The 16,888-nt window shown below is 70.4% G+C and carries 8 protein-coding genes; 4 read left to right on the forward strand and 4 right to left on the reverse strand.

Annotated features, from left to right (window positions below):
• Positions 1-52: 52 nt before the first annotated feature.
• Positions 53-787, forward strand: a complete 735-nt coding sequence (locus tag WMF19_RS31090; protein ID WP_437893700.1) for a DUF7873 family protein — start codon at positions 53-55, stop codon at positions 785-787.
• Between the two features lie 609 nt (positions 788-1,396).
• On the opposite strand, the gene WMF19_RS31095 is transcribed toward WMF19_RS31090, so the two are convergent.
• Positions 1,397-1,927 carry a GNAT family N-acetyltransferase gene (locus WMF19_RS31095; protein ID WP_437893701.1) on the reverse strand — a complete coding sequence of 177 codons (531 nt, stop codon included), beginning with the start codon at positions 1,925-1,927 and terminating at the stop codon, positions 1,397-1,399.
• A 584-nt stretch (positions 1,928-2,511) separates the two neighbouring features.
• Here WMF19_RS31095 and WMF19_RS31100 point away from each other — a divergent pair.
• Positions 2,512-5,142 carry a collagen-like triple helix repeat-containing protein gene (locus WMF19_RS31100; RefSeq protein WP_437893702.1) on the forward strand — a complete coding sequence of 877 codons (2,631 nt, stop codon included), beginning with the start codon at positions 2,512-2,514 and terminating at the stop codon, positions 5,140-5,142.
• 819 nt (positions 5,143-5,961) lie between these two features.
• On the forward strand, positions 5,962-7,188 hold the full coding sequence (locus WMF19_RS31105; protein WP_437893703.1) for a glycosyltransferase: 1,227 nt from the start codon (positions 5,962-5,964) through the stop codon (positions 7,186-7,188).
• A gap of 147 nt (positions 7,189-7,335) precedes the next feature.
• Here WMF19_RS31105 and WMF19_RS31110 read toward each other — a convergent pair whose 3' ends face one another.
• Positions 7,336-8,466 (reverse strand): protein kinase domain-containing protein, encoded by a 1,131-nt coding sequence (locus tag WMF19_RS31110; protein ID WP_437893704.1) that lies wholly within the window; start codon positions 8,464-8,466, stop codon positions 7,336-7,338.
• Between the two features lie 443 nt (positions 8,467-8,909).
• Positions 8,910-13,775 (reverse strand): hypothetical protein, encoded by a 4,866-nt coding sequence (locus WMF19_RS31115; protein WP_437893705.1) that lies wholly within the window; start codon positions 13,773-13,775, stop codon positions 8,910-8,912.
• Positions 13,776-14,432: 657 nt separating this feature from the next.
• On the opposite strand from WMF19_RS31115, the gene WMF19_RS31120 reads away from it, so the two are divergent.
• Complete coding sequence (locus tag WMF19_RS31120; RefSeq protein WP_437893706.1) at positions 14,433-14,954, forward strand: hypothetical protein; 522 nt, start codon at positions 14,433-14,435, stop codon at positions 14,952-14,954.
• 33 nt (positions 14,955-14,987) lie between these two features.
• Here WMF19_RS31120 and WMF19_RS31125 read toward each other — a convergent pair whose 3' ends face one another.
• Positions 14,988-16,550: a hypothetical protein gene (locus tag WMF19_RS31125; protein WP_437893707.1), complete on the reverse strand. Its 1,563-nt coding sequence runs from the start codon at positions 16,548-16,550 to the stop codon at positions 14,988-14,990.
• Between the last annotated feature and the right edge of the window lie 338 nt (positions 16,551-16,888).

Genomic DNA, 16,888 nt, shown 5'->3' on the forward strand with positions numbered 1-16,888 from the left:
CGCTGACAGGCGCTTTGCTCCTCTGATAGGGTAGTCGTCCTAGGAGACTGCCATGCCTCGCTTGAACCAGATCATCGCCATCGAGAAGGGCGTCAAGGCCCGCTCCCACCAGCGCCTCACCGAGGCGCACCACGCGCTGCAGAAGCCGGCGCTGCTCTCCGGGATCTCGCGCACCTACCGGTCGAAGGACGAGGAGGGCGAGCAGCTCCCGCCCGAGGCGACGAGGGTGCAGGCGAAGGCCGAGGACATCATCCGGAGCACCGTCGACATCCTGAGCGAGCTCTTCGACGTCACGGCCACCAAGGACTACGCGAACTGCAAGGCCCGCGCGGACGTGGTCGTCGACGGCAAGGTGCTCCTCACGGGGGCGCCCGTGACTTACCTGCTCTTCCTGGAGAAGCAGCTGGTCGACATGAACACCTTCATCAAGAAGCTGCCGGTGCTCGACGCGTCGGAGAGCTGGACGTTCGATCCCTCCGCGGACTCCTGGGCGACGGAGCCGGTGCAGACGGCGCGGACCAAGAAGATCCCACGCAACCACGTCAAGGCCGAGGCGACGGACAAACACCCGGCGCAGGTGGAGGTCTATCACGAGGACGTGGTCGTCGGTTACTGGAAGACGGTCAAGTTCTCGGGCGCGCTGCCGGCGCGGCGCATCAACGAGCTGCTCGATCGGGTGGAGAAGCTGCAAAAGGCGGTCAAGTTCGCCCGCGAGGAGGCGAAACCCCAGGCGGTCGAGGAGCAGAAGGTCGGCGCCGCCGTCCTCGGGTACCTCTTCAGCGCCTGACGCGCGCCGCCCAGGCCGCGCTTGCGCCGCGGCCGCCGGAGCGATATCGTGGCGGCGGAGTGCAAGTTGAAGCTCAAGCTCAGCTTGATGGGCTCGGCGCCCAAGCGCAGGTTCGAGTCCTGCCCCCGCCACCTCATCTTCTCTCGCGGCGGGGTAGCCCAACTCGGAAGAGGCAGCGCCGGCCCGTTCAATGGTCTCAAGCTCTCACTCCAGGCTCGAGCATTCGCCGCCGATCACCCAATCGAACGGGAGGAGGCTTGAATCGTCGGATGCTGGTTCAATTCCAGCCTGGCCAGCCCGCGCCGAGGTGAGGCGTCGCCTCGCCTCGCCTCGCGCGGCGCCGGGGCGCTCCCGCCCCGGCGCGCAGTCCGTGATGGCCGGTAGTTCAATGGCAGAACACGGCGGTGTAAGGACTGACCTTCGACCTTAAACGTGTGGGTGTGCGCAGATGGCGGCAAACCGAGGCCCGGGACTAGGCCACAGTCCCGGGTCTCACCTATTTCAGGGGCCTTCGGGTCGCGGGAGCTCGATCGACGACGCCTCGTTTTCCGCCGCTGACGACCGCGGGGCGGGGTGAAGCTGGGCGCAGCGCGCGAGAGCGCCGGCGGTTCAGGCCCTCAGGAGGAGCTCGAACCCTTCGGCCGCGAGCCCCTTGAACACGGTCGGGCCGGTCCGGCAGAATCCTAGCTTCTCCAGCACCTTGACCGACGCGACGTTCTCGAGCATCGCGTGCGCGACGAGGCGTGGGAGCCGGAGCTCCTGGGCTGCATACCGGATGCACGCGGCGGCCGACTCCGTGGCGTAGCCTTTGCCCCAGTGCTTCCGGAAGAAGCGGTACCCGAGGTCCGCGACCTCGAGGTCGTCGTGCCACCTGAGGCCGCACCAGCCGAGCTTTTCCCCCGTCTTCCGGTCCGAGACGATGAGCCGGCCCATGCGGAAGTCGTCGAACTGGCGCGCGAGCCGCGCGACGACCGCGCGCGCTTCGTCCTCGCACCCGAACGCGGTGTCGCCGGTGTAGCGGACCACGTCGGGATCCGAGTTCAGCTCCATCATGAACCGGACGTCCGCCAGCCGGTGGGGGCGGAGGCGCAGGCGCTCCGTCAAGAGGAGGGCGTCGTCGTCTGTGTCGAAGCTGGGCACCCGGCGATCCTACCCGGTCCGCCGCGTGTTCGCCATTTCCTGCCCCGTGCGCGGTCGTCTCCTGATTCTCGCCTTGGTGCTCCTTGGCGCCATTGCGCGCTCCCAGGCGCGAGTTGCTGCCTTTCCACGCGTTCGCCCTGATCTGCTCTCGATGCCTGCAAATACCCCTGCTTCGCGTGGAGGCGCGGCGTTCCCCCGGCGCGAGGACGAACGATCGCCGGCGGCTCGACGGGCGCCGTGGCCGTCAACCCCTCCTCAGGGGCTTGGTGAACCGCCCCCATCAACTTAGGATCGCTCCAGACACAGCGGGTTGGCGACTGGAGCCTTCGAGCGCTGGCTGCACCTGGTCACGCCCGCGTCGTGGCGTGGCCTGTCGGGTGCCGCATCGACGAATCGCCCTGACTTTTCGTGCCGGCAATTGGTGGGACTCTCATCGAGAAGTCGGTGCAGGGCACGGGCGGAGATCCGTCCCGCAGTCGGCCTTCGCCCGATTCACTCGCCTTCTGGGCTCCACCTCATCTGAACGCGGCTGTCTGCGGGATCGAGCGCATTGAAGCTCGAAATCGATAGAAAGGCGGAGTCACATGCGAAAGTATCGAGCGAGTGCGGTTTCTGCTGGAATCCTTGCCGGGCTTGCCGGCGTGATGGCCAGCGCAGGCGCGAGCTGGGCCGGCGATTCGCGAGACGTCAAGGCGGAGGCCGGGGCGTCCGACGAGGTCGGGCACCACATCCCCGGCAAGGGCAAGGGGTTCGTGGGCCAGCAGTATCAGCAGTATCAGAAGGGGGAGCGCGGTCCCCAGGGGCCCATGGGGCAGCGGGGGCCCGCTGGGCCGCAGGGCGAGCGCGGTCCGCAGGGTCCGCAGGGGCCCAAGGGTGAGCGTGGCGAGCCTGGCCCGCAAGGGCCGGCAGGCACCGCAGGCACCGCGGGGCTCGTCGGTCCCCAGGGCCTCCAGGGCTTCAAGGGCGTCGACGGCGCGCGCGGTCCGCAGGGCCCGCAGGGGCCCAAGGGCGAGCGCGGCGAGCCTGGCCCGCAAGGGCCGGCAGGCACCGCGGGGCTCATCGGCCCGCAGGGCCTCCAGGGCTTCAAGGGCGTCGACGGCGCGCGCGGTCCGCAGGGACCCATGGGGCCCAAGGGCGAGCGCGGCGAGCGCGGCGAGCGCGGCCTCCCCGGGATCGTCGGTCCTCAGGGCCTCCAGGGCTTCAAGGGCGTCGACGGCGCTCAGGGCCTCAAGGGCGTCGACGGCGCGCGCGGTCCGCAGGGCCCCGCGGGACCCATGGGACCCAAAGGCGAGGTCGGCCCCCAGGGGCCGGCGGGGCACACGGGCCTCCAGGGCCTCAAGGGCGCTGACGGCGCGCATGGTCCGCAAGGGCCCGCGGGCCCCATGGGGCCCAAGGGCGAGCGCGGCGAACCCGGCCCGCAGGGGCCGGCAGGCACCGCGGGGCTCATCGGCCCGCAGGGCCTCCAGGGCTTCAAGGGCGTCGACGGCGCGCGCGGTCCGCAGGGGCCCATGGGGCCCAAGGGCGAGATGGGTCCTCAGGGGCCGGCGGGGCACATCGGTGCTCAGGGCTTCAAGGGCGCTGACGGCGCGCAGGGTCCTCAGGGGCCGGCAGGGCCCAAGGGCGAGATGGGTCCTCAGGGGCACACGGGCCTCCAGGGCCTCAAGGGCGCTGACGGCGCGCGTGGTCCGCAGGGGCCGATAGGGCCCAAGGGCGAGATGGGTCCTCAGGGTCCCACTGGACCCAAGGGCGAGGCTGGTCCTCAGGGTCCGCAGGGGCCCAAGGGCGAGCGCGGCGAACGCGGCGAGCGCGGCCTCCCGGGGATCGTCGGTCCTCAGGGCCTCCAGGGCATCAAGGGCGTCGACGGCGCTCAGGGCCTCAAGGGCGCGGACGGCGCTCAGGGCCTCAAGGGCGCGGACGGCGCGCGTGGTCCTCAGGGGCCCGCTGGACCCAAGGGCGAAGTCGGTCCCCAGGGGCCCATGGGACCCAAGGGCGAGCGCGGCGAGCGCGGCCTCCAGGGCCCCGCGGGGCTCATCGGTCCTCAGGGCCTCCAGGGCATCAAGGGCGTCGACGGCGCTCACGGCCTCAAGGGTGCTGACGGCGCTCAGGGCCTCAAGGGCGCTGACGGCGCGCGCGGTCCGCAGGGTCCCGCTGGACCCAAGGGCGAGGCTGGTCCTCAGGGTCCGCAGGGGCCCAAGGGCGAGCGCGGCGAGCGCGGCGAGCGCGGCCTCCCGGGGATCGTCGGTCCTCAGGGCCTCCAGGGTATCAAGGGCGTCGACGGCGCTCACGGCCTCAAGGGCGTCGACGGCGCGCGCGGTCCTCAGGGCCCCGCTGGACCCAAGGGCGAGCTCGGTCCTCAGGGGCCGGCCGGACCCAAGGGCGAGGCTGGTCCGCAAGGGCCTGCCGGACCCAAGGGCGAGCGCGGCGAGCGCGGCCTCCCCGGGATCGTCGGTCCTCAGGGCCTCCAGGGCTTCAAGGGCGTCGACGGCGCTCAGGGCCTCAAGGGCGTCGACGGCGCGCGCGGTCCTCAGGGCCCCGCTGGACCCAAGGGCGAGGCTGGTCCGCAGGGGCCTGCCGGCCCCAAGGGCGAGCGCGGCGAGCGCGGCCTCCCGGGCATCGTCGGTCCTCAGGGCCTCCAGGGCTTCAAGGGCGTCGACGGCGCTCAGGGCCTCAAGGGCGTCGACGGCGCGCGCGGTCCTCAGGGCCCCGCTGGACCCAAGGGCGAGGCTGGTCCGCAGGGGCCTGCCGGCCCCAAGGGCGAGCGCGGCGAGCGCGGCCTCCCGGGCATCGTCGGTCCTCAGGGCCTCCAGGGCTTCAAGGGCGTCGACGGCGCTCAGGGCCTCAAGGGCGTCGACGGCGCGCGTGGTCCTCAGGGCCCCGCTGGACCCAAGGGCGAGCGCGGCCCCCAGGGGCCGGCCGGATCGCCTGGACTCGTGAAGATCCACGTGGTCTCCGTGACGCGCGAGGCGTCGCCCGGGAGCGCGTTCGTCAACGTCAAGGCGCTCTGCGACGCGGGTGAAGTCGTGCTCGGCGGCGGATTCTCGATCTCCGGCGGCGCACAGGCGACGAGCAGGGTGGTCGAGAACTCGCCGTCCGACGCCACCGAAGGCCGCACGGGCTGGACATCGACCGCCGTGTTCGAGAGCGGCTACGGCAAGAAGGCGCAGACGGTGTCGCTGACCACCTTCGCCGTGTGCGCCGAGCTGTCCGAGCGCTGATCCCGGAAGACCGGAGGGCCCTGCTCGCGTGAGCACGGGCCCATCGCTCGACCCGCTGTCCCCCGCCCGTCCACCGTGACACCGAGGGCGGGGGCAGCTGGCTAAGCACCTCACCGTTGCTCTCTGCACGCCGCACGGCAGCCGTGCCATCGCCGCACAGCCCCACCTGCCGCCCCGCCTGGACGGGTCACCGCGATCCGCCCGTGCTCCCCAGGAGCACGGTCAGCGACGCCGCCGGACCCAGGTCGCGGCCCTCCCCGGAGCCCCTTACACAGCCGCATCAGCGGCCCCGCGCCACCATCGCCATACATTCACCCACAAAGACGACATCCCTCGCCGTCGTGGCACCGTGGGGTACAGCTGTGCCGCAGGGACGCGTGAGGCAGCTTGCACGCTTTTCGCATGAATTCCTGACCGGTGACTGCGTGAACAACGGGCTCTTCCACGTTCCGAAAAAAATGCGCGGCTTCCGGCATTTCTGCCGGAATGTTGGCGTGGCATCGCTGCTGCCCTGGATCAGGGAGAGCTGCGATGGCACGCACGTGAAGCCGCCGCGACGCTCTTTGTCACAGCTGTTGCCATCTGCCACAGGCGCGCTTGCACGTAGTCAGCGGACGGGCCGATGAAGACATCCCCTCACGTCAATCCAGCGATACCCGGCATATCGAGGAGACACACAGAGAAATCTCCTCGCTTCGTAAATGCTGTGGTAATTTGCCCCTCCCCGGGGACGCGGACACGAAGGAGGGGTTTCTCTCAGGTCGGACCACATGCGCCCGAAGCGCACCCCAGAGGGGAACCATGAGCATAGATTACGATATGAAGACCACCGAGCATGCGACGATGACCGGAGCACGCCGCCACGACCGTCTCGTGATTGCACACGTGCTGAACTCCTTCCAGGTGGGCGGCGCCGAGCAGGTCGTGGTGGATCTGGCCGGGCTGCAGCGCGCCGCCGGACATGAGGTGGTGGTCGTGGGCATCGAGACGAACCCCGACGGGCCGCGCGCGGCGCAGCTCCGGGAGCGCGACGTCGCGGTGCACATGCTGCCGAAGCGCTCCGGCTTCGACCTCAAGCTCCCCGGGAAGCTCGCGGCGTTCTTCGCCAAGCACGGTGTCTCGATCGTGCACTCGCACAACCAGCTGCCGCTCATCTACGCCACGGCCGCGGGCCGGCTGCACCGTGTACCCGTGTGCCACACGCTGCACGGCGCCATGTTCGATCAGGGACGCAGGGCGTGGCTGCGGCACATGGCGGCCAGGCTCGCCGACGCGCACGTGGCCGTGTCGCAGTCCACGGCCGACTTCATGCTGAAGCACAAAGAGGTGCCGAGCTCGAAGCTCCATGTGGTCTTGAATGGAATCGACCTCTCCCGGTTCAGGCCGGACGCCGCGGCGCGGCACCGCATCCGAGCCGAGCTCGGGATCCCCCAGGCCGCGTGGGTCGCCGGGGCGGTCGGGCGCCTGTCGCAGGTCAAGAACCACGCGCTCTTGCTCCGCGCGGCCGCCGCCGCGGGGGTCCTGTCGGGCGACTCGGACGACGCGCGCCTCCTCCTGGTCGGAGACGGGCCCGAAGCCGCCGCGCTGCGCGCCCTCGCCGAAGAGCTGGGCATCAGCGACCGCGTGGTCTTCGCAGGCGAACGGCACGACGTACCGGGGCTCCTCTCCGCCAGCGACGTCTTCGTCCTGTCGTCGAAGTCCGAGGGTCTGCCGCTCTCCATGGTGGAAGCCATGGCCACAGGGCTGCCGGTGATCTCGACCGCCGTGGGCGGCATCCCTGCCCTGATCGCCGACGGGGAGACGGGCTTCCTCGTGCCGTCGGACGACGAGGGCGCGCTCGCCGCCAAGCTCGCCCTGCTCAAGGGGGATCCCACGCAGTCCGCAGCGATGGGCAAGCGCGGAAGGAAGCTCGCGCTGCGGCGCTACTCGGCCGAACGCATGATGGCGAGCTACATGGATATCTACGAGACCCTCCTCGCCCGGCGCGAGTCGGAGCGGCGAGGCGTGCTGCGGCCGAGCGAGCTGCTCGCAGGCCTGAACGCATAACCCAGCGAGCGGCTCGCAGGCTCGCCCCCATCACCCAGCGAGCGGCTCGCAGGCTCGCGTCCACGATCCACAACCCAGGCGAACCGCGAACGGCGCGGCAAGCGCGTCGCCAGGCTCCGGGGGCAGGCTGTGGCTGCCTCGCTCGCTTCAAGGCACGCGGGGGATCGTCGAGCGCGCACGCCGGCTCGTCGCGAGCGACGGCGGCGACGAGAGCGCCGCCGTCCGGGAAAGCCGCGCCTGGGGAAGACCCGAAGGCGGCCGTTCGTCCAGCGCGCCGAGGTCGCGCGGGTCCGTCGCCGGCGCGAGCGTGCTCCGGGGCGGCGGCACCTGCGTGCTCCGGGGCGGCGGCACCAGTGTGCTCCGGGGCGGCGGCACCTGCGTGCTCCGGGGTGGCGCGAGCGCGAGCGCGGCGTGCGCCTCGCGCAAAGCTGCCAGCATCGACCGCGCATCAGGCCAGCGATCCGCCTGCGCGAACTCGAGCGCGCGGTCCACCACCCGCACCACGGCCGGAAACATCGAGGGCGCGACCCGCGCGAGCGACGGAATCGGGCAGGTCATCCTCAGGAAGAAGAGCTCGTTGACGGTCGGCGCCTCCTGGACGTAGCGGTCCGTCAGCAGCGAGAACATCGTCGCCCCCAGCGCCCAGAGGTCCGTCCGCGCATCGACGAGATCCCAGCGCGCGCGGGCCTGCTCGGGCGGCATGTACGCCGGCGTGCCCATCGCACGGAGCCCCACGAGGGAGGTTTGCCCCGAGGGGGCCCGCAGGCGCGCGATGCCGAAGTCGAGGATCTTCACCCCGCGATCTCGCGTGAGGAAGATGTTGTCAGGCTTCAGATCCCGGTGAACGACGCCCCTCGCGTGCGCTGCCGCGAGCACCTCCAGGATCTGCTCGCTCACCGAGAGGACCTCGGCCGGCGGGAGCGGGCCCCTCTGCGCCTTCCAGCGCTGGAGAAGGCTCTCTCCCTCGAGGAGCTCCATCACGAGGAACGGCGAGCCGTCCTCGGTCACGTCGTCCGCGATCACCGCCGCGACCCCCGGGTGATCGACCGTCTGCGCGATGGCCTTCTCTCGGAGAAACCGCGCGCGATCGCCCCGGTCCCTCGCCCTCTCGGGGTGCAGCAGCTTGATCGCGACCCGCTGGCCCTTCCGGTGCGTCGCGGCATACACGGCCGCCATCCCGCCGAGGCCGATCAGCGCGTCCAGACGCCATGCGCCGTTGAGCGACGTTCCCACCCGCGCCTGCGCTCTCTGGGCGTTCGTGACATTCTCGAACTCCATCGCTGGTCCTCTCCGTACCTCGACCCAACGGCCCTCCCGGCGCAGGAGAGCCTCTCTGCTCCGCGTTTCCCGTGTCCCGGCGACGGCGCTACGGTCGAATCGGCGCTCCGCGACGGAAGGCCGGGGTTGCAGCTCGTCGGCACCGCGACCCGCCCGGCCGTCCCGCGTCACCGACACGAGAGCCGCAGGGGGTGGGCGACATCCAACAACACGTCATTTCATGGAAAAGTTCAGCAAAACCCGAGCCACGCCGGCGCGCCTGGAGCGCCGCGGCAAACGCGCGGCCGCGTGGGGCGAATCGCCCCATGCGGCAAGATGCCCCGACCATTGTGGCCTCGCCGGGGCCTCCGCCTCGTCATCGTGAGGCTGCCAGGGATGTGCTCGGATGTGCTCGGAGTCGTGGGGCCGCAATCGGACAGGATCGGATGTGCTCGGGCGTGGGCTCAGTGGAGGCCCTTCATCGTCGGATCACCCAGCTTGAACGCCGCCAGCGCTTGCCGGATGAAGGCGGGCACCGAGAGGTAGCTCTCGAGCGCGCCGCAAGCGCGGTTCGAGGAGCACGTGCACTTGTAGAAATCGCTGAAGTCGTCGTCGTCCGCGTCGGCGTCCGCCTTGCAGCCGTCCACGCCTTCCCGCAGGACCTCGCCGTCGTCCGCGATGGCGGCGATCGTCGGATCCCACCGCACGATCGGCTGACCGGTCTCCGGGTTCGGCTTCACCTTGTACCAGTCCGCCTTGCCGTCGCCGTCGAGGTCGGGTCCAGGCTCCGTGACATACGCCTTTGCCAGGAGCTCATTCCCGTACTCCAGGACGCGCGCGCCGATGCCCTTCTGCACGACCTTGCCAAAGACGGTCTCGGTCCCGTAGGCCTTCGCCACGAACACCTTCCCGGACGGGTGGTGGAGCTCGATCCGGTCCGGGAAGCCGGGATCGGTGTCTGCCCCGGCCTCCCAGACGTGCATCATGTCCAGCCACTTCTGCTTCTGGTTCTCCGGCAGGTAGAGGAGGGTCCACGCGATGAGGAACTTCTGCTGTTCCCAGCCGATCTGCGGGTCGAGGATGGCGACCTTGGCCGGGGCCCGCGGGTTCCACGGCGCGCTGTCGGGCGCGCCGTAGGAGCTGCAGACGATGCTCCCGGCCCCGGGGAAGCAGCTCTCCGGCCCGCTCTCGGCCCACCACGAGGTCCAGCCGAGCGCGCCGGCCGGGTACCCGCTCGCGTCCCGGACCGGCCGCCCGCGCTGGTCGGCCTCGACGCGCACGCCCTTCAAGGCGTCGTCGCCCGTCAGGTTGTTGGCGAGCCAGCGGCGGTACCCTTCCGGGAAGACGTCGGCGAGCGAGACCGCGCGGTAGCGCGCGTCGAGGAAGTCGTGCCGCGAGTCGCTGATGAAGTTGTCGACCGACTCGGTCATCAGCATCGACACCCACGCCTTGTCGTAATAGGCCCCGGCGTTCATCGTGTACGACGAGTCGTACTCGCCCTTGTCCTCCGCGAGCGCGTTCTCGAGCGGCTTGCCCCCGATGGCGATGTCGCCGAAATAGCCCGTCGCGCCGTTCGGCACGACCACCAGCGGCTCCCCGGGATCGCCGAAGACATCGCTCGATGACCGGAGGACTGTATCCCCGTCCGGCAGGAAGTGCTCACCCGGCTGCGGGCGCGCCATCTGGAGCGAGAAGTGATCGAACGCGATCCCGGCCGCGAGGGTGTTCTCCTTGAAGAGGCTGTTCGCAGCCTGGACCCAGAACGTGTCGAAATCGTAGCCGCGGCCCAGCGCGAACTCGCGGTAGATGTTCATGATGAGCCCGAGGCCCTTCGCGCCGTCGCGCATCTTCGCGTTGTACCGGTTCAGGGTCCGCTCCGACGCCGCGCGCACGCTGAACGCCTGCCGGCCGCGGCGGTAGTTGTCGAAGATGTGGTTCACCTCCTGCTGCGTGACGAAGAAATTGAAGAGCTCGTAGGCGTCCGCGCCGTTGTCGTGCCGGTACACGCTCAGGTTGCCGAGGTCGGCCCACCTGTCGCTCGCGAAGCCGTAGGGCAGGCGGGTCCGCCCCGCCGGGTCCACCGAGGGCCCCTTCACGTCCTTCGGCGTCGCCAGCGCGCGCCAGGTGACATAATCGACCTTCTGCTGCCGGCACCGCGTGGTCTTGCCGCCGATCGACACGATCTGGCCGTCGAGCAAGGGGTGCCAGGCGCCGTTCCGCTCCTCGTCCCAGTCCGAGGGCACGTACGCGCTCGGGTCGACCTCGACGCAGCTGCGCGGCTTGATCAGCTCGTACTTGCTCTGCAGCTCGGAGTAATGGATGTCCTCGTCGTCGTACTCGGGCTGGATGCCGAGGATGCCGCCGAAATCGTCGATCTTCGCGAGCATGCCCTTGCCGCGCGGGGTGGTCGCCTTGTAGCTCGGGTCGGCGTGCACGGCGACGGCATCGCCGTAGAACATGCGGGCCGCGGCGAAATCGTAGGCGCCGAGCCCGATGAGGTCCTGCGTGGGCTCGCCGGCGTAGTCCATCGTCGACGACTGCATGAACATCCAGATCAGGTTCTTCCGCTCGTTCTCGGTGACGGGGTCGTAGTACCTCGGCCCGACGCAGGCCTCGCCGTCCTCCGAGAGCGTCTCGCATTGCGTCTTCACCCGTCCATCGTTCGTGCGAAGCTGCCAGTACTGCGGCCGGTAGCCCCAGGCGTCGGAAGAGCTCACGAAATTGTGCCGCAGCCCGACGGAGTGGCCCATCTCGTGGAGGATCACCGACGTGTGCGCCCGCTGCGCGAGGTAGCGCCGCATGGCCTCGGCGCGCCGCGCCTTCTGCGCGGCGTCCCCCTCGCCGAAGCGCCCGTATTTGCTCGCAAATTTCTCCTCGAGGACGTCCGCCAGGTTGGCGGTCGCGAGCGGCGCCGGCGCCTCCTGCATCACGCACGCGCCGCGCTCGGCGAGCGCGAGCTCCTTCAGGTTCCCGAGCTCGCGCCGCACGCTCGGGTTCGCCCCTCGGAGCGGCGAGGCGAAGCGCATCACCTCGTCCGTGAGCGGCAGCCCCTCGACGCCGGTGAGCTCCTGGATCGCCTTCGTCGTGAGCTCGGCCTCGAGCTCGGTGCCCACGGCGGCCCTGCGGCGCGCCTCGTAGACCCCGCGCATGCTGTCGGGCGCCGTGGCGTCGGCCGCGATGCCGCGCACCTCCTTCGAGAGCCGCCGGAGGCTCTCGCGCAGCGCCGGGTTCTGCGGCATCTGGCCGGCGCCCTCGGAGACGGCTGCCTCGTTCGCCCCGGCGGACCGGGCGATCCGCCGCGCCAGCTCCTCCCGCGTGAGCCGCGGCAGCGCGCCGCTGCGCGACGCGCCCTCGCTCGCCTGCGCCCAGTCCCGGACGTAGTCGCCGTCGGTCACGTCTTCGGTCTTGAGCTCTCCCTTGATGTAGCGGGCCGTGTCCACGACGCCCTGGCTCCAGATGTCGCTGACGTGCGTCCAGACATTGATGCTCGCCGCGACCTTCTCGCCGGTGAGCGGGTCTTCCGAGTCGCTGTAGATGCCCCAGGCGGAGGGCGATTGCGGCGCCTCGAAGTTGTTGATCTGGTGGTAGCGCAGGTCGCCGATCCGCGCGTTCAGCGCATCGCCGCACGACTTCATCAGCTCGGGATCCCGCCCTGTCTCCTTGCGGCGCTCGTCGCTGCACATCCTGGCGGTCACGCCCGCCGGCAGCCGCGGACCGCCGCACGCCTCGGGGTCGGCCGCCTCGACGGGGCTGTGACAGAGCACGATCATCTCGGGCATCTTCGCGAGCGCGATGACGCCCCTCGAGTACCCGCGCCGCGCGCCGATCTCGTCGGCGAGGGCCTCGCAGCGCTGCCCCTCGGGCGCCGCGCCGCGCCGGCACGCGTCGACCTCGCGCGCGAGCGCGACGGCGTCGGCGTCATCGTCCATCTGCCCGTCGTAGACCGGGAACGCCTCGCCGCAGCGCGCCGCGTCCCCTTGCGTCCGGACGCACTCGGCGTACTTGGCGGTGACGACGGCGCTGCGCAGGGCGACGTCCCACTCGTGGGCTGCCATGTCCGTGGCGGCGAAATAGTCGGGGTTGCTGTCCGAGGTCACGTACCACGCCTGCGGCACGGCCTCGCGCCGCTGGTACGGCAGGGTGCACCGTTGCTTGAAGGTATCGCACCGCGAGCCGGGCCCCACCGCCTCCATCCCTCCATCCCGGGCCATCGAGGCCCCGGTGACGGCCTCGCACTCGTCCTCGGTCCCGTTCCGGTCCTGGTCGCGGTGCGGATCTGCGCCGGCGGGGGTGGTCTCGGGCGTGAAGCACGGGATCTCGCCCGTCATGCTCTCCGGATCGTCGTAGTAGTGGCTGCGTTCCCAGATGTTGTAACGGGAGATCATGCGGTGCCACTTGGCGTCGCTCATGCCGTAGTTGCGGGCGTAGCCGAAGCGCTCTCGCACGAAGGCGCCGAACGCTCGGAACCGGTAGCCGTCCCACTCGGCCGGCTCGTAGTCCCGATCGACGACGCGCCGGAACGACTGCCGGAGGGTGATCTCGACCGGGTTGCACGAGCCGACCGGCGCGGTGCCGCCCGCGAAGTCCGTGTCGAGCATGCAGGCCGGGAAGCTGTCGATGCCCCACCCGAGGTGGCTGAGATCGACGAGCTGGGGCACCGCGAAGGCCTTGTTGGTGACGTCGAAATACCCCTCCTCGGGGTCGAAATGGGGCGCGTCGGGGTGGCTCGGGTCGCTGACGTAGTAGGAGAGCGGCTCGTACTGCACGCCGCCGTAGACGCCGATGAGCGACAGCGTGTCGAAGTCGTAGGAGTCGACGTTCAGGTTCTTCGACCAATCGACCCGCATGTACTCGCGCTCATACCATGGACGGTCGGTCGTATTTTCGACGACGACGTTGCTCTCTTCCCCCGTCGCCCGGTTGTAGTCGCGCTGGATGTCGAAGTGCGAGAGGATCTTGTAGGCGACGACCACGACGCCATCGTCCGTGGCGGCGCCGGCGCCCTTGCCGTCGCTGTCTTTCACGCGCTCGTAGGTGAGGCGCCCCAGCAGGAGGTCTTCCTGGATGATCCACTTGATGCGCGCGACTTCGGCCTGAGCGTACGAGGAGGAGAAGAGCCCGTCCTGCGAGGCGCCGTAGCCCACGTCGACCACCGTGGTCCGCGCCCAGAACTCTGGATCGTCCTCCTTGCTCTGCAGATCCGCGCCGACGAAGAACGATTTCGCCAGCGCGTTCGCCTGAACCTGGCGGATGGCCGGCCGCTCCTCGGCGCAGCCCGCGATCGAGCACACCGCTGCCGCGAGCAATGCCTGTCTCACAATCCAACTCATCGCAGAGTCCTCCTCTGGCAGCTCGGTCCCGAGCGCGCATGCCCCCATGAGAACCTCGGCGTCAGTCGCCGCGACGACCGCCCCGGTCGCGCGAGGGGCGTGCCTGCTCGCCCTCGCCGGCACAGCGGCATACCACGTACCACGCGCGCAACCCCCTCGCCATTCCTGGCCAATCCACGGGCATTCAATGCCTTTTCCGCCTCGCGTCCCTCTCACCGCGCCGCCGGGCGTTAGGCGATTGACAGCCGCTACCCCCTTTGTCGCGCGCTTCTCCGTGCGTGGACGGAATAGCCTGTTCTAATCGGCGAGCGGCTCGGCTGTTCCAGTCGTTCGCGGTAGGCCCCAGGGGCATAGACGTTAACCAAGATCGTTCGGTCACGTTCAGGGCACGAAACCCGGCCCCATCCGTCATTAACGTGAACGTGAACGTTTACGTGGTCGTGGTCGTGGTCGTGGACGTTCACGGCCTGCCGTTGACGACCACGACCACGACCACGACCACGACTACGACCACGTAAACGTTCGGATGTAGGAGAACGCGGTGCGAAGCTTGGTCCTCGCCTGAGGCCCCCGGCCGCTCGGCACGACCTTCGCCTCCCCTCGCCTCGCCCCCGAGGCCGCGGTATTCGACCACCTCACCCGATCGGGAGGACCGCAGTGCCTGACGGAGACGTCCTGCTCTCGAACACCGACGGCACCATCCTGGCGCAAGGCCCCGCTGTGCTCGTCTGCGAGTGCCGTGGCGACGGCCTGGACCTCGCCGTCCGCCGCGTCGCCACGTTCGCGCTCGTCGCCTCCCTCGTCGTGGCGGGCATCGTGGCCGCGCGCGCGGCCCCCTTTCCCATCCTCTTCATCGCGGGTACCTGGACCGCCGGAGCCACGGCCGCGCTGCTCGCCGTCCGCCGGCGCCGCCGGCTCCACGGGGTGTTCCGCCTCGACTTCGAGCGGAACGAGCTCATCCAGGACGGCCGTGGCTTCCGGCGGACCCTGCCGATCCAGGCGATCGTCGGCGTCTCGACCCCGCCCGCCTCGGACACGGACGTCGACGAGCCGGGCCTCGCGCCGCGCTGGCTGCTCCTCCACCTGTCGACCGGGGAGCAGCTGCGCCTGGGCAGGGCGCCCGCCTACGCGCTCGGACCGGCGCTCGCCTTCCTCAGGCGGGCCGGCGTCGAGGCGTGAGGGGCGCGCCCGCCGCCGGCCGGCGCCGCGCCGTCAGGGCCTCGGCAGGCTGGGGTAGGCCGGACCGAAGTCGTTGCGCATGTCGCGGACCGTCGAGAGGAACGGCGTCTTCACGGCTTCGTCCCGGTAGATCGGCCTGACGACGCACGTATCGTCTCCGCACTCCCCTGCTTCGGGGAAGATCACGTCGGCGACGAGCCAGAACCTGTCGCCCGAGTCCTCCGGAACGAAGGCGACGGGCACCTCGGGGTCGTAGAAGCCGGTGGGCCCGAGGTCGGCCCCGAGCTCGCCGTTGCAGTAGATCTTGACCCGCGGGTGCACGTCGAACGACACGCTGCCGCCGAAGTAGTGCACGGCGATGCGCATCCAGCTGGCCTTGGGCGGGAAATCGACGTTGATGTTCTCGGGCGCGCAGAAGGTCGGGTCGTCCGGGTCCGTGGTGCGGTGGGCGCAGGAGATGTTGTCGAGATCGAGCCGCGGGCTGTGGCACCCCCTGCCGTGTTCGCGCCATTCCTCCCCCACGCCGCGAGGCGCGTAGAAGCAGCTGTTGTTGGTCTCCTCCGGATCCAGGTACCAGTTCACCGGCTCGGGGGGCGTCGCCGCGTCGCTGAACCACGTGAGGGCCGAGCCGCCCGAGAGGCTGTCGAGCGTGCAGTTCCCGTAGCCGCACGCGGCGCTGGAGCCGCCGACCGTCCAGGGCTGCATGTTGCTCGGCTTGTGGAGGTAGAGATCCATATCGACGCTGGCCGGCTCGTGCTCCCACTCGAGCTCGACGCGGAGGCCGCGGGCGCCGACGAACAGCGGGTAAACGCAGGTCGCGGTCTCGCCGCTCGCCAGGCTCTTCGTGTACGTGACCGTGTACTCGCCCGACTGGAGCGGCTTGAAGTCGTCCGCCGGCCCCTGCCCCCCCACCGAGGGGCACGGGTTCACGCCCGGCGGGCACGTCACCGTCCACACCTCGGAGCCCGGCTGCGCGTCCTCGCTGAACGTGCCGGTGCCCTCCTTCAGATCGACGGTGGTGAACGGCGCCGCCTGGAGCGGGTGGCAGCCGGCCACGTCGTTCCGGTGGCAGTCCTGGTCCGCGTGCACGCCGCCGACGCACGGGCCCCACGTGCCCGTCTCGTCGCAGATCTGGGTCCCGGGGAAGCACCCCGGGCTGCGCCGGTACGACGGATCGCCCCGGAAGCAGGAGTGCGCCTGCCCGGCGATGCACCCGCAGCTCTCGTCGATCATCCCGTTGCAGTCGTCGTCCAGCCCGGCGTGATCCACGCCGAGCTCATCCACGCCGCACAGCTCCGTCGGACCGCAGGCGCTCCCGCACGGGTTGACCGTCACCGGCAAGCCCTCGTGCGTCCCTTCATCGATATCGCCGAGGAAGCCGCCGTAACCTTCCGAGTCGCCGGGCTGGGCGGTCGCCACGCCGGCGCCGCCCGCCCCGCCGGCGCTGCCGGCCTCGTCGGCGCGCGAGCCGCCGCCCGTCGCCGGATCGAACGTGAGCCGCTTTCCCTCGGCGCTGCAGCCGGCCGCGGAACCGGCGCCCGACGCCGCGATCGCGATCGCGACGGGGAGCACGGAGGAGACACGAAGACGAGACATGATACCTCCACTTGGAGACCTAGACGCGGTGTCGCCGCGGCCTGCGCCCGCTCCGCGCGACGGCGAAGCGCGCCGTGCACCAGGCACTACGGCGTGAAGCAAAGCGGATACCGGTGTCCCCAGCGCGCGCGGACGCGCGGCTCGGGACGCCAGATCACGAAGCCCCGACCCTCATCGAGTAACAAGAACCACTGTCATGCAGACTCAGCAGGGTGAGTCGCAGGAGGAGGACTCCCTAGCACGGACTCCGTCCGGCGATGGACACAATGAGCCGCCTTCAGCCGGCGAGAGGCGCCCTCGCCAGAGGCAGAGTCAGGCAAATCACCAGCTCAGCCAAG

Origin of the sequence: Sorangium sp. So ce124 (assembly GCF_051525235.1) — a bacterium.
Taxonomy (GTDB): Bacteria; Myxococcota_A; Polyangia; order Polyangiales; family Polyangiaceae; genus Sorangium; species Sorangium atrum.